This window comes from Ignavibacteria bacterium (assembly GCA_013177855.1).
In the GTDB taxonomy this organism is placed as follows: Bacteria; Bacteroidota; Ignavibacteria; order Ch128b; family Ch128b; genus Ch128b.
The window spans coordinates 110,810-125,173 of sequence record JABLYA010000001.1; the positions used below are offsets into that span (position 1 = coordinate 110,810).

15 protein-coding genes and 3 tRNA genes are annotated in these 14,364 nt (G+C 33.6%); all 18 read left to right on the forward strand.

From position 1 onward, the window contains the following. Positions 1-101: 101 nt before the first annotated feature. Positions 102-446 carry an integration host factor subunit beta gene (locus HPY57_00465; protein ID NPV10254.1) on the forward strand — a complete coding sequence of 115 codons (345 nt, stop codon included), beginning with the start codon at positions 102-104 and terminating at the stop codon, positions 444-446. Then, positions 443-1,360, forward strand: coding sequence for a tetratricopeptide repeat protein (locus HPY57_00470; GenBank protein NPV10255.1), 918 nt, complete (start codon positions 443-445; stop codon positions 1,358-1,360). The genes HPY57_00465 and HPY57_00470 overlap by 4 nt, the downstream gene beginning before the upstream one ends. Positions 1,361-1,486: 126 nt before the next feature. Then, positions 1,487-1,559: transfer RNA gene (locus HPY57_00475), tRNA-Thr, on the forward strand. An 85-nt stretch (positions 1,560-1,644) separates the two neighbouring features. Then, positions 1,645-2,712 (forward strand): bifunctional diaminohydroxyphosphoribosylaminopyrimidine deaminase/5-amino-6-(5-phosphoribosylamino)uracil reductase RibD, encoded by a 1,068-nt coding sequence (gene ribD, locus HPY57_00480; protein ID NPV10256.1) that lies wholly within the window; start codon positions 1,645-1,647, stop codon positions 2,710-2,712. 5 nt (positions 2,713-2,717) lie between these two features. Continuing rightward, positions 2,718-3,344, forward strand: coding sequence for a riboflavin synthase (locus tag HPY57_00485; GenBank protein ID NPV10257.1), 627 nt, complete (start codon positions 2,718-2,720; stop codon positions 3,342-3,344). Between the two features lie 14 nt (positions 3,345-3,358). Next, entirely contained in the window at positions 3,359-4,558 is a 1,200-nt protein-coding gene (locus tag HPY57_00490; GenBank protein ID NPV10258.1) for a bifunctional 3,4-dihydroxy-2-butanone-4-phosphate synthase/GTP cyclohydrolase II, read from the forward strand. Between the two features lie 10 nt (positions 4,559-4,568). Continuing rightward, entirely contained in the window at positions 4,569-5,045 is a 477-nt protein-coding gene (locus HPY57_00495; GenBank protein ID NPV10259.1) for a 6,7-dimethyl-8-ribityllumazine synthase, read from the forward strand. A 61-nt stretch (positions 5,046-5,106) separates the two neighbouring features. Further along, positions 5,107-5,192: transfer RNA gene (locus HPY57_00500), tRNA-Leu, on the forward strand. Positions 5,193-5,206: 14 nt separating this feature from the next. Beyond that, positions 5,207-5,280: transfer RNA gene (locus HPY57_00505), tRNA-Val, on the forward strand. A 104-nt stretch (positions 5,281-5,384) separates the two neighbouring features. Further along, positions 5,385-7,310: a threonine--tRNA ligase gene (thrS, locus tag HPY57_00510; protein ID NPV10260.1), complete on the forward strand. Its 1,926-nt coding sequence runs from the start codon at positions 5,385-5,387 to the stop codon at positions 7,308-7,310. A gap of 14 nt (positions 7,311-7,324) precedes the next feature. Beyond that, complete coding sequence (locus HPY57_00515) at positions 7,325-7,870, forward strand: translation initiation factor IF-3 (GenBank protein ID NPV10261.1); 546 nt, start codon at positions 7,325-7,327, stop codon at positions 7,868-7,870. A gap of 10 nt (positions 7,871-7,880) precedes the next feature. Beyond that, positions 7,881-8,075: a 50S ribosomal protein L35 gene (gene rpmI, locus HPY57_00520; GenBank protein ID NPV10262.1), complete on the forward strand. Its 195-nt coding sequence runs from the start codon at positions 7,881-7,883 to the stop codon at positions 8,073-8,075. Positions 8,076-8,093: 18 nt separating this feature from the next. Then, positions 8,094-8,441 (forward strand): 50S ribosomal protein L20, encoded by a 348-nt coding sequence (gene rplT, locus HPY57_00525; GenBank protein NPV10263.1) that lies wholly within the window; start codon positions 8,094-8,096, stop codon positions 8,439-8,441. A gap of 44 nt (positions 8,442-8,485) precedes the next feature. Further along, complete coding sequence (pheS, locus tag HPY57_00530) at positions 8,486-9,508, forward strand: phenylalanine--tRNA ligase subunit alpha (protein ID NPV10264.1); 1,023 nt, start codon at positions 8,486-8,488, stop codon at positions 9,506-9,508. After that, entirely contained in the window at positions 9,505-11,910 is a 2,406-nt protein-coding gene (locus HPY57_00535) for a phenylalanine--tRNA ligase subunit beta (protein NPV10265.1), read from the forward strand. Before pheS ends, HPY57_00535 begins: the two co-directional genes overlap by 4 nt. Further along, positions 11,910-12,221 carry a hypothetical protein gene (locus tag HPY57_00540; protein ID NPV10266.1) on the forward strand — a complete coding sequence of 104 codons (312 nt, stop codon included), beginning with the start codon at positions 11,910-11,912 and terminating at the stop codon, positions 12,219-12,221. The genes HPY57_00535 and HPY57_00540 overlap by 1 nt, the downstream gene beginning before the upstream one ends. 41 nt (positions 12,222-12,262) lie before the next feature. Beyond that, positions 12,263-12,529, forward strand: a complete 267-nt coding sequence (locus HPY57_00545; protein NPV10267.1) for a cell division protein ZapA — start codon at positions 12,263-12,265, stop codon at positions 12,527-12,529. Between the two features lie 262 nt (positions 12,530-12,791). After that, the gene (gene rny, locus HPY57_00550; GenBank protein ID NPV10268.1) at positions 12,792-14,354 is read left to right on the forward strand and encodes a ribonuclease Y; all 1,563 of its coding nucleotides are present in this window, start codon (positions 12,792-12,794) and stop codon (positions 14,352-14,354) included. The last annotated feature ends 10 nt before the right edge of the window (positions 14,355-14,364 follow it).

Sequence of the window (14,364 nt, forward strand, 5' to 3'; positions counted from 1 at the left end):
TTGGTTTAATTGACAAATTCAATCAACTTGTTTATTTTTGTTTCCGTAACTTATTGAAAATCAATAATTTAAAGCAATCATTTATAAAAGGTGATAAAAATATGAGCCAGAATTCCACAAAACCCAAAAATATGACTAAAGCTGACATAGTTGATCGTGTGGCTCAAGGTACAGGTTTGACTAAAATTGAAACAGAAGCAGTTATTGAAGGCTTTATAAGTACCGTAATTTCAATGCTTAAAGAAGGATACGGAATTGAAATTCGTGGATTTGGTTCATTCCGTGTTAAAAAGAAAAAACCTCGGGTTGCACGAAATCCAAAAACGGGTCAGCAAGTTTATGTCCCAGAACATTTTGTACCGACTTTCAAATTTTCTAAGGATTTCAAGCAAATTGTTGATAAAGGAATGAAATTAGGTAAACCAGCTGAGAAAAGTGTAGAATGAGAAATTGTAAAATTTGCGGAAATCAGGTAAAGGAAACGGATAAATTCTGCTCTCAATGTGGGGCAAAATTACAATCCGACGAATTTAGAGAAAAATGGTTACCTAAAGAAATAAAGTATATTAAAATTAAAGTCTGTGATTTGTGTGGAGAAGAAAATGATTTTGAAGCTGATGAATGTCAACATTGCGGAGTGGGATTTACAGGAAAAGAAAAAATTTTAGAAAGAGAAATTAAATCTCCAATCTTTAATTCTGAAGAGGTATCAGCGAAAAAAATTACTGGTGAGAAAGAGAAGAGTAAGCGAGTTCCTCAGAAAAGTAAAAGAATATCAGAGGAAAAACATTCAAGTGCGAAAAAGTTAGAACTCAAACATTTGTTCATGATTGGTCTTGTTGTAATCGGATTGGGATTAATTCTAGTCTATTATGCTTTTGAAAGTTCTAAAGCTGGAGATAATCAAAATACATTTAATCAAACTCAGATTCAGAATCAACCTTCAGTAGATTTAAATGCAATCAATGAGATAAATAGACTTGAAGATGAATTAAAAAATAATCCTGATGATCCAGAAAAATTATTAAGACTTGCACATTTGACACATGATTCGGGATTTTATGAAAAAGCAATTGGATATTATGAAAAGTATCTAAGTTTTAATCCTGATGATAATGATGCGGAAGTTGATCTAGGAGTTTGTTATTTCGAACTTAAACAATACGATAAAGCTTCAAACATTTTTGAGTCTGTTATTCAAAAAAATCCCAAGCATCAAATTGCTTATTTAAATCTTGGAATAGTTAACTTAAATCAAGGAAAAGTTGTAGAAGCAAAAGAGTATTTTCAAAAATGTATTGCTCTGGGTGAACATACAGAAGCAGGACACAGAGCAGCAGAACTTTTAAAATCACATTAAAAAAGAGAGGAGAAAAAGATGCCCTGCGGAAGAAAGAGAAAACGTCATAAAATGGCAACGCACAAAAGGAAAAAAAGATTAAGAAAGAATCGTCATAAAAAGAAATTAAGATAGTGCGTTTCTAAAGCCACCTTAGCTCAGTTGGTAGAGCAGCTCACTCGTAATGAGCAGGTCGAGGGTTCAAGTCCCTCAGGTGGCTCTAAGTTCCCTCAAAAAATATCTCGCCTTTTGTCTAATTTTGTAAAAGATTTTAAAGATTTTGATTTATGGATAAAAACAAGTTGATGAATCTAACCTTAAGTTTAGCGCAAAAAGGAGGAATAAAAACTTTCCCGAATCCTAATGTTGGTGCAATTATAGTTAAAGATGGAAAAATAATCGGCGAAGGCTATCATAGATTTTTTGGTGACTCACATGCTGAGATAAACGCATTGAATGAAGCAGGTGAAGATGCAAAAGATGCAACAATGTTTGTGACTTTAGAACCGTGCAGTCATTATGGAAAAACTCCACCTTGCGTTGATGCAATTATAAAAGCTGGGATAAAAAAAGTTTATATCGGAATGAAAGATCCTAATCCACTTGTGAGTGGAAATGGAATTAAAAAATTAAGAGAAGCCAAAATTGAAGTTGAAGTTGGAATTCTTCAATCTAAAATCAAAAAATTTTATGAAGATTACTCAAAAAGATTTCAGAAGAAAAATTCATACGTTGTTTTGAAATATGCAATGACACTTGATGGAAAAATTGCGACTTCAACAGGTGATTCAAAATGGATTTCATCAGATAAATCGAGAGAATGGGTTCATAAGTTTAGAACTAACTTTGATGGAATTTTAGTTGGCGTTAAAACAATTATTAAAGATAATCCTGAACTTTCAAGTCATGGAAAAGGGAAAAATCCTGTAAGAGTAATTTTGGATCCTGATCTTGAAATTCCATTAAATAGTAGAGTAATTCAAGATGAGTTTGCGACAGTGATCATTTACTCAAATAAAGATAAAAAACAAAAGATTGAACAAATACAGAAACACAAAAAATATTTACTTTATATTAATTCAAAGAAAGGTCTGATTGATTTCAAAAAAATCATTGAAGAGCTTAAGCGAATTTCTATTTATTCTGTTTTGATAGAAGGTGGTGGATTAACTGCGTGGACTGCTTTATCGAGCGGAGTAGTTGATGAAATCGTTTCTTTTGTTTCACCGAAGATTATTGGTGGTGTAAAGGCTATATCACCAGTTGAAGGAGAAGGGATAAACAAAATTTCGCGAGCAATTAGAACTAAAATCATTCATTTTGAAAAATCAGGCGAGGATATTTTAATTAAAAGTAAAATAATCAAAAATTAATCTATATGTTTACAGGAATAATTGAAACTTTGGGTAAAGTAAAAAAAGTCACAAGTAATGAAATTGAAATTTCAGTTCCTTTAGACGATATAAAAACAGGTGATAGTATTTCAATAAATGGAGTTTGTTTAACAGTAAAAGATTTGAAAAAAGAAAATAAAGAACTTAGATGTTCGTTTAACATTTCGCCTGAAACAATTTCAAGAACTAATTTGAAGTTTTTAAGAAGAAATGAATTTGTAAATATAGAAAGAGCTTTAAAACTATCAGCAAGATTAGATGGTCACATTGTAACTGGTCATATTGATAGTGTCTCCAGAATCTTGAGCATTAAAAAAGTTGCCGATAGTTATCTCTTTAAGTTTTCCATACCGGATGAATTGGAAAAATTTATTGCCGAAAAAGGTTCAGTATCAATTGATGGAATTAGTTTGACTGTGGCTGAAAAGAATCACAAGAGTTTTAATGTTGCAATTATCCCTTTTACTTTTAATCACACAAACTTACGTTATCGAAAGGTTGGTGATTATGTTAATCTTGAAGTTGATATACTTGCTCGATATGTTAATTCAATATTAAAGAGTGAAAGTAATGAAAAGAGTTTAAAGAATTTATTAGGAACGAAGCAGTGAAGAAAGAGAAGAAAATTTTTTCGGATATACCATCAGCAATAAAAGATATTAAAAAAGGGAAAGTAGTAATTGTCGTTGATGATCCATCACGAGAAAACGAGGGTGATTTTGTTTGTGCTGCCGAAAAAGTCACGCCCGATATCATAAACTTTATGGCAAAATATGGACGTGGATTAATCTGTCTTCCAATAATTGGTGAAAGACTTGATGAATTAAAAATCGAACAAATGGTAGAAAATCCAACTGAGGTGAAAGAAGCAAATTTCACAGTTTCAATTGATGCAAAAAAAGGTATAACCACTGGTATTTCTGCTTACGATAGAGCTTTAACAATTAAGACTGTAATTAATCCAAAGACCAAACCTGAAGATCTTATTAAACCAGGTCATATTTTCCCTTTAAGATATAAGGAAGGTGGAGTTTTGGTTCGGGCAGGACATACGGAAGCAGCTGTTGATTTAGCGAAACTCGCCGGACTATATCCTGCTGGGGTTATTTGTGAGATTATGAATGAAGATGGAACAATGGCAAGACTGCCTCAGTTAATTAAAATAGCCGAAAAGTTTAAGTTGAAAATAATCACAATTGCTGATTTAATTGAATACCGTAGAAAAAACGAAAAGCTTGTCAAAAAATTATTCTCTGTTGAATTGCCAACACGATACGGTGATTTTCAATTGCATCTTTATGAAGACACAATAACCGGTGAACATCATCTTGCTCTGGTCAAAGGTGAAGTGGCTGGTAAGAAAAATGTTTATGTAAGAGTTCATTCATCCTGTACAACAGGGGATATTTTTCATTCGTTAAGATGTGATTGTGGTGATCAGCTTGAAAAGGCTCTTCAGATGATCTCAGAAAAAGGTCGTGGAGTTCTATTATATATGCATCAAGAAGGTAGAGGCATAGGACTTAAAAATAAAATTCATGCTTATCATTTGCAGGAAAAAGGTCTTGATACTGTTGAAGCAAATTTGAAATTAGGCTTTCCAGCTGATCTAAGAGATTATGGTATTGGAGCTCAAATCTTATCTGATTTGGGTTTAAGCACGATTCAATTGCTGACAAATAATCCTAAGAAGATTATAGGTTTAAGCGGTTATGGCCTAAAAATTACAAAAAGGATTCCAATCGAAATCCCACCCAACAAAAAGAATCAAAAATATCTTAAAACCAAAAAACAAAAGCTTGGACATTTATTAAGGATTTTATAAGGAGTTAATTATGTATAAAAAATTTGAAGGCAAATTAGATGGGAAAGGCTTAAAGATTTCAATAGTCGTTTCCCGTTTTAACAGTTTTATTACTGAAAAATTATTAGACGGTGCAATTGATTGTCTCACAAGACATAATGTGGATCAAGAAAATGTTGAGGTCTTCTGGGTTCCTGGAGCTTATGAGATTCCTGCAATGGCTAAAAAGATTTCTTCTTTAAAAAAATCTGATGCAATAATTTGTCTTGGGTGCGTGATCAGAGGTGAAACTCCGCATTTTGATTATATAGCTGCAGAAGTTTCGAAAGGTGTTGCTCAAGTATCACTTGAATCTGGAGTACCGGTAATCTTCGGAGTTTTAACAACAGATACAATTGAACAAGCAATTGAGCGAGCTGGTACTAAAGCAGGTAATAAAGGTTTTGATGCTGCATTGAGTGCAATTGAAATGGCAAATTTGTTTAAGTTGGTTGAGCAAAAAAATTAATTTTAATTTGATAAAGAAAATCTAATCGATTAAATTTGTATCGCAATTTCTTTGAAATGCTGCCGGGGTGGCGGAATTGGTAGACGCACAGGACTTAAAATCCTGTGGCCCCTCGGGGCCGTGCCGGTTCGAGTCCGGCCCTCGGTACTTGAAATTCTGATGGGCTCGTGGCGCAGTTGGTTAGCGCGCTTCCTTGACATGGAAGAGGTCACAAGTTCGAATCTTGTCGAGCCCACTCCTTTTATTTTTGAAAGTTGAAGCAATTATTTAATAAAAAAATTGAATACCTCCCTTTAATTTTCTATTTTTGCAATGTTTTATAAGAATTAAAAATTTGAAATGGATAAGTATATTAAAATAAAATTTCCTGATGGCTCAGAAAAAGAATTTCCTTCCGGAATTACTGGAGAGGAAATTGCTAAGTCAATCAGTCACAAATTAGCTGATGAAGCACTTGCTATAAAAATTAACGGCAAAATTAAAGAATTATACACTCCAATTACCGAAGATGCCGAAATAAAAATTCTGACCTTTGATGATGAAGAAGGTAAAGAAGTTTACTGGCATTCTTCATCTCATTTAATGGCTCACGCAATTGAAAAATTATTTCCTGGGGCAAAGTTTGGTGTCGGTCCAGCAATTGAAAACGGTTTTTATTACGATGTTGATGTTGATAGAAAAATTACCCCCGAAGATTTAATTGAAATTGAAAAGAAGATGGCTGAGCTTGCAAAAGAAGCTAAGCCATTTCTCCGAAAAGAATGCTCAATTGATGAAGCTATTAGTTTCTTCAAGCAAAAAGGTGATGAATATAAACTTGAACTTCTTAACGATATTGATAGCCGTGATGAACAGGTAAGTATGTATGAGGAAGGTGATTTTGTTGATTTATGTCGAGGCCCTCATTTGCCTCATGCTGGTAAAATAAAATACTTTAAACTTCTATCAGTTGCTGGTTCTTTTTGGAAGGGCGACCCTAAAAATAAACCGATGCAAAGAGTTTATGGAATTTCTTTTCCTAAGAAAAAACTATTGGATGATTACCTCGTTCAACTTGAAGAAGCAAAGAAAAGAGATCATAGAAAATTAGGGAAAGAACTTGAACTTTTCTTCTTCCATGAAATTGCGCCGGCTGCACCTTTCTGGCTTCCAAAAGGAATGATTATTTTCCGTGAGCTCGAGAAATTTTTAAGAGAAACACTCGATAAACAAGGATATCAAGAAATTTCCACACCTATTCTTGTTAAGAAAACTTTATGGGAAAGATCTGGACACTGGGACCATTACAAAGAAAATATGTTTATCCTTGAAGTTGATGATGAAATTTACAGCTTAAAGCCAATGAATTGTCCTGAAAGTACCATTGTTTATAAGTCAAAGTTAAGAAGTTATAGAGATTTACCATTAAGACTTTCGGAAATTGGCAGGCTTCATCGGAATGAAATTTCTGGTGCCCTCGGTGGAATGTTAAGAGTTCGTCAAATTACAATGGACGATGCGCATCTTTTTGTTAGACCCGATCAGATTCTAGATGAAATTACGAAGTTATTAAAACTTATTAATGACTTTTACACTTTGTTTGGCTTCTCGCCAAGTTACAATCTTTCAACTCGTCCAGAGAAAGCAATGGGCAACTTAGAGTTATGGAATCAGGCTGAGAATTCTTTGAAACAAGCTCTGGAATCAAATGGAATTCAATATAAATTAAAAGAAGGCGAAGGTGCTTTCTACGGACCAAAGATTGACATTCAAATTAAAGATGCAATCGGTCGTTCCTGGCAAACAGCAACTATTCAATTAGATTTTCAAATGCCAGAAAGATTTGAGCTTGAGTATATCGATGAGAATGATGAACGTAAAAGACCTGTAATGATTCACCGAGCAATCTTTGGAAGTTTTGAAAGATTTATTGGAATTTTAACAGAACATTTTGCAGGATATTTCCCAACCTGGCTTTCTCCAATTCAGGTAGTAATATTACCGATTTCAGAAAATTATCTTGACTATGCATCAAAGGTCTATCAAATTTTATTTGATAACAATATCAGAGTTGAATTAGACAAGCGGAACGAAAAAGTTGGTTATAAGATTCGTGAGTGGGAAAATCAAAAAGTCCCCTATATGCTTATCGTTGGCGAAAAAGAAATGCAAAACAATTCAGTGAGTGTTCGAAAACATAAAAAAGGCGATCTGGGTTCATTTGATTTAAATCAATTCTTACAATTAATTTTAGACGAAATAACAACTAAAAAATTACACAACTAAATAGGAGATAGGTTATAAGCGCAAAAGATTCAAACCGTGAGTTAAGAATTAACGAGCAAATAAGAGTTCCCCAAATTAGAGTAATTGATACCGATGGAACTCAACTCGGAATTATGTCACCGAGAGAAGCTCTTAAAATTGCTGAGTCAAAAGGATTAGATTTAGTAGAAATAGTTCCACAAGCTAAGCCTCCAGTTTGTAAGATTATTGATTATGGTAAATATCGATACGAAGTACAAAAGAAAGAGAAAACTCAGAGAAAGAAACAGGCAGTTGTTGAAGTCAAAGAAATCAGGTTTCATCCAAATACTGATGAACATGATTTCGAATTTAAGGCAAGGCATTGTAGACAATTTCTACTTGATGGTTATAAGGTAAAAGCGACTGTGATTTATAAAGGACGTGAATTGATTTATCCTGAAAAAGGTGAAGAATTATTAAACAAATTAATTGAGAAAGTAAGCGACATTGCTCGAGTTGAAAGCCCTCCAAAATTCGAAGGGCGCTCAATGACGGCAATATTAATTCTTGATAAAAGTAAGGTTAAAAAATCAAATTGAGGTGATTTAAATGCCCAAGATGAAAACTAACAAAAGTGCAGCTAAATCATTTAGAAGAACTGCCACTGGTAAATTTAAAAGATCAAAAGCTTACAGAAGCCATATTCTAACAAAAAAATCTTCTAAGAGAAAAAGAAAACTTAGAAAACCGACATTGGTCTCAAAAGCTGATCAAAAACGTATCAAAGTTATGATCCAACAATAATTGATGAGGAAATAGACTATGCCAAGATCAAAAAATAAAGTTGCTTCGCATCGAAGAAGAAAGAAAATTTTAGAGCAAGCGAAAGGATATTGGGGAAGAAGAAGCAAAGTTTATACAATTGCAAAAAATTCAGTCGAAAAAGCTTTGCTTCATTCGTATGTTGGTCGAAAATTAAAGAAACGACAATTTCGTTCTCTCTGGATTACGAGAATTAATGCAGCTGCTCGGATGAATGGAACGACTTATTCAAAGTTAATTTCAGCCTTGAAAAAGAAACAGGTTGGAATAGATCGTAAACTCCTCGCAAGCATTGCATACGAAAATCCTCAAGCATTCTCTGAAATTGTAAAATTTGCAATGAATTAATTGGATTCCCTACCTATTGGTAGGGAATTTCATTTTAAAAAACTATGGAAAATCTGGAATCAATTAAATCGGTAGCAGAAGAAGCTCAAAAAGATTTTGAAAAAGTTTCTTCTTATCAGGATGTTGAAAATTTTAGAATTAAATATTTAGCCCGCAAAGGGTTAATTGCTAATCTATTTGATAAACTAAAAGAGATACCAAAAGAATTAAAACCACAATTTGGAAAAGAACTTAATCTTCTTAAAAAAGATCTGGAAGAAAAATACGAGCTTCTTCTTCAAAAATTTCCAAAGAAAAAAGAAGTCGAACTGAAAGAAGATCTTACCTTACCCGGTATTAAACCGAGAATTGGTGCAAAGCATATTATTACAAAAACTCTGGACGAGATTAAAGAAATTTTTAAATCGTTTGGCTTTGTAATTGCGGAAGGACCGGAGTTAGAAACTGACTACTACAATTTTTCTGCTCTTAATTTCCCTGAAGACCATCCCGCACGCGACATGCAGGATACATTTTTCATCTCTAAAGATTTACTCCTAAGAACTCATACTTCTCCAGTACAAATCAGGTATATGGAAAGTCATAAGCCACCAATTAGAATAATTGCACCTGGAAGAGTTTTTAGGAATGAAGCAATCTCAGCTCGAAGTCATTGTATCTTCCATCAGGTAGAAGGACTTTATGTTGATAAGAATGTAACATTTGCAGAGCTAAAAGGGACTTTGATCAATTTTGCAAAATTGTTTTATGGTTCTGATGTGGCAATTCGTTTCCGTCCAAGTTTTTTCCCTTTTACTGAACCAAGTGCAGAAATGGATGTAAGTTGTATTATTTGTAAAGGGAAAGGATGCAGATTATGTAAGTATACAGGTTGGCTTGAAATCCTCGGTTGTGGAATGGTCGATCCGAATGTTTTTAAGTCTGTGAATTATGATTCAGAACTCTACACCGGTTATGCTTTCGGAATGGGTATTGAACGAATTGCAATGTTAAAATATGGAATTGATGATATCCGAATTTTATTCGAAAATGATTTAAGATTTTTAAAACAGTTTAGAAGCTTATGAGAGTATCACTTAATTGGTTAAAAAATTACATCGATATTTCAAATTACTCGCCGATTGATTTAAAAAACATTCTTACAAACTCAGGCCTTGAAGTAGAGGCAATTGAGGAAATTGGTAAATCTTTGGAAGGTTTTGTTGTTGGTGAAGTCATTTCGAAAGAAAAACATCCCAATGCTGATAAACTTTCCGTTTGTAAGGTAAATGACGGAAAAGAAATTTATCAAGTAATTTGTGGTGCACCAAATGTTGAAGCTGGACAAAAAATTGTTTTTGCTCCTCTCGGTGTAATTATTCCAGGCACTGGTGAGAAGTTGAAGAAAGCAAAAATTCGAGGTGTCGAATCATTTGGAATGATTTGCAGCGAAATGGAACTCGGGCTCGGCGATGATCACACTGGTATTGTGGTTCTTGATAATAATGCCCCGATTGGTATGCCAATAAACGAATATCTAGGATTAAATGATTATGTCTTAGAAATTGGTATTACACCTAATAGACCTGATGCATTAAGTCATGTTGGTATTGCACGTGAGCTTTCTGCATTAACTAAAAAGAAATTTGTCTTTCCAAAAATTGATTTTGACGAAGTTGAGGATAGAATTGAAAAGTATTTGAAAGTCGAAATTGAAAATGAAATCGATTGTCCTCGATATTGTGCAAGGATGGTTAGAAATGTTAAAGTAAAAGAATCACCACAATGGTTAAAAAATTATCTAACCAATGTCGGTATAAGACCAATTAACAACATAGTTGATGTGTCCAATTTCGTTATGCTTGAACTTGGTCAACCGCTTCACACATTTGATGCTCGATTAATTGAAGGTGGTAAGATAATTGTTAAGAATGCAGATGAAAATGAAAAGTTTGTTACGCTTGATGGTAAAGAGCGTATTCTCGATTCTTCAATGCTGATGATTTGCGATGCTGTCAAAAAAATTGCAATCGCGGGTGTAATGGGTGGTGCAAATTCTGAAATTTCTGAAAATACTAAAGATGTAATAATTGAAAGTGCATATTTTAATCCTAAAAGCATTCGAAGAACGAGCAAAAAACTTGGATTGTCAACTGAATCATCATATAGATTTGAAAGAGGAGTAGATTATAAAAATACTTTAGTTGCTGCTAATCGAGCAGCACAATTGATTGCAGAACTGGCAGGAGGCGAAATAATTGGCGGATATATCGATGAAAATCCAGTTAAGTTTGATGATGTCGAAGTTGAGCTTCGTGTTTCTAGAACTAATAAGATTTTAGGTATAGAATTAACACGCGATGAAATAGTTGATATCCTTCAGAGATTAAATATTCAGGTGCAAAAATCAAATGGAGATATTTTAATTTGCACAATTCCATCCTTCAGACCAGATTTAACGAGGGAAATTGATTTAATTGAAGAAGTTGCACGGATTTACGGTTATGATAAAATCCCGGGCGACTCAAGAATAAATTTTGAGATATCAATTGAGAAGATTCAGCCTAGACTGGAAGATAAAATTAGAGAAATTTTAACTGGCTATGGGTTGTACGAAGTAATGAATAATACTTTATTAAGCGAAGATGAAGCTCATTTTGATAATTTAAAGAGTGTAAAAATTCTTAATCCAATCAGTCAGGAACTTTCTCATTTAAGAACAAGCTTAATTCCCGGTTTGTTGAAGACAGTTTCGTTGAATCATCGTTTTAGTGAATTTGACCTTCAACTTTATGAGATTGGCAGAGTAATGATTGCAAAAAAAGAAAATGTAGTTGGTGTTGATGATTATGTAGAGCTTGAAAAACTTGGAATTTGTTTAACTGGTAAATTAATCGATAAGAATTGGAAAGAAAACGCGATAGTTAGTGATATATTTTACTTGAAAGGAATAGTCGAAGCATTGCTGGAAAAACTTTCGCTTGACAATATTAATTTCACTTCTTATTATGCTTCCGAAAATGCGTTCTATTCTATTGAAATTAAAGTGTTTATTGGAAAAACTTATATTGGTTCTTTATATAAAATGACAGAAGATTATTTGAAAAAATTTGATATCGAAAAACCCGTTTACATCGCCGAGTTTGATCTTGGATTATTAAAGACTTTACCGAAATCTTCTATTGTATTCAAAAAGCTTTCAAATTACCCGAAGGTTGAAAGAGATATAAGTTTCTTTGTAGATAATGATATTGCTTACGAGAAAATTGAAAAAGTTATCTGGAGTGCTGCAGATAGACTTTTGGTGAATGTTTATTTGTTTGATTTATATTTTGACCCTAAAAAATCAGATAAGAAAAGTCTTGCCATAAGATTAGAATTTCAATCTTATGAAAAGACTTTGACAGCAGAAGAAGTTGAAGCAAGAGTTAACAAAATAACCTCATCTCTTGAAAAAGAATTAAACATTCAACTCAGGAAATTGAATTAATGAGCAACGAAAATCGGACAAAATTTTTTGAGGCACTTTCAAAACTTGAAGAAAATCTGCAAAAATTTATTGTCCGATTTAATGAGGTAAAAAAAGAGAATTCAGAATTAAAACTTGAATTGTTAAATTTGAAAGGACAGCTGGAAGAATTAAATAACGCTTTGGTTGAAAAAGATAAAGAAATTGAAAATTTGAAAATTCAGCTGGAAAAAGCCAGAAATACGGTAATTATTTCTGAAAAAGAAAGACAAAACCTGAAAAACCGTATTTCTGAAATTCTGGAGAGGATAGAAGTATACTTAAATAATTAACTTAATTAACTAAAGTTCTGGAAATGTCTTCAAACAAGAAATTGAAAATTAAAATATTTGACCGTGAATATTCATTAGTGGTGGATAACGAAGAGCGTGCACGGAATGTAAGTGAATATGTAAACTCGCTAATGAATGATCTGAATGTGGATATGAATGGTCAACCTCCACATACAATCGCAATAGTTGCAGCTCTGAATATCGCAAATGATTATTTTATTGAGAAAGAAAACTCGGCTAAAGATTTAAAGGAAGCAACTGATCGATTGAATAAGTTAAACCTCCTTCTTGAAGACATTTCCAGCTAAGTTTCACTTCTAACCGCTCCAGACTTCTAAAGAAAAAAATTGAGGACTAACACCCAAAACAAAGGGAGTTAGACTTCAAAAGCGTATTACAGGCCTCACTCGCTTTTAGCGAGATGCTAAGTGAAATTGTTGTGAAAACAATCACTTAGCACGGTGGAAGTAAAAAGCTTTTGAGCTAACACCCACTGTGCATAGATAGGTTCTCAATCCTATCTTGAAGTTCTGGAGCGGTAATTATTTATAACTAAAGAGAGATGATACTATGGAACTTTATATTTTAATACCTTTGATTGTGATTTTCAGCGTTGCGTTGTTTTTTATTGGATGGACTTTAAACTCGCAAGTCGGAAAACAAAGCATTGCATCTGCTGAAAAACAAGCTAAAAAAATTATTGAAGAAGCCGAACGAGAAGCAAACAACATAAAAAGAGAAAAGCTTCTTGAAGTTAAAGATGAGTGGTTCAAGAAAAAACAGGCTTTCGAACAGGAAGTCACCAACAAGAAAAATAATCTCCAAAATTATGAACGTCAGCTTAAAATTCGTGAAGAAGCAATTGATAAAAAGACCGAACTTTTAGAAAAGAAAGAAAAACAAATTCAGGATCTTGAGGCAAAATTAAATGAAAAGATTTCTGAATATGAGCAGAAAACTCAACAATTAAATGCGCTCATTGAAGAACAAACTCATCGCCTTGAAAAGATTGCAGGACTCACTCAAGATGAAGCTAAGAAAATGTTGGTTGAAAATTTAATTAATGAAGCCAAAACTGAAGCTGCTCAAATGATCAAGCAAATTCGTGATGAAGCAAAAGCAGAAGCGAAGAAAGAAGCTCGAAATATTATTGTTCAAGCAATTCAAAGATCTGCTGCTGATCATTCTGTTGAGACAACTGTTAGCGTCATTCAGATTCAAAATGAAGAGATGAAGGGTAGAATAATAGGCAAGGAAGGAAGAAACATCAGAGCATTTGAAGCCGCAACTGGTGTAGATGTGATAGTTGATGACACACCTGAAGCAGTCATCTTATCAGCATTTGATCCATTTAGAAGAGAAGTTGCGAAAGTAGCTCTTGAAAGATTAATTGCCGATGGAAGAATTCATCCAGCAAGAATTGAAGAAGTTGTTGAAAAAGTGAAAATAGATCTCGAAGATCAGATTATCGAAGATGGTGAAAATACATTAATCGAACTTGGGATTCATGGGATGCATCCTGAACTCGTTCGTTTAATTGGTAAAATGAAATATCGTCAAAGCTATGGACAGAATCTTTTGGTGCATAGTAAAGAAACAGCAATACTGGCTGGAATTATGGCAGCAGAACTTGGTTTAGATCCAGTATTAGCAAAGCGTGGTGCAATACTTCATGACATTGGAAAAGTTTTGGATAGAAACACCGAAGGTCCTCATGCGCTTATTGGTGCCGAAATTGCAAAAAAATATAATGAACATCCAATTGTTGTAAACGCTATTGCATCTCACCATGAGGATGTTGAAATGGAACATCCAATTGCAGCTATTGTCCAGGCTGCAGATGCAATAAGTGGAGCAAGACCAGGTGCCAGAAGAGAACCGCTTGAAACTTATATAAAGAGACTAGAAAAATTAGAAGCACTTGCAAAGTCTTTCGAAGGTGTTGCTAAAACTTACGCAATTCAAGCTGGACGAGAGGTTAGAGTTGTTGTTGAACATGAAAAAATTGATGATTTAAATGCTGAAAAATTAGCGCAAGAAATTGCTGCAAGAATTCAGGAAGAAATGGAATTTCCAGGACAAATCAAAGTTGTAGTTATTCGAGAAGTTCGCAAAATTGCATTTGCGAAATAACATTTTGATT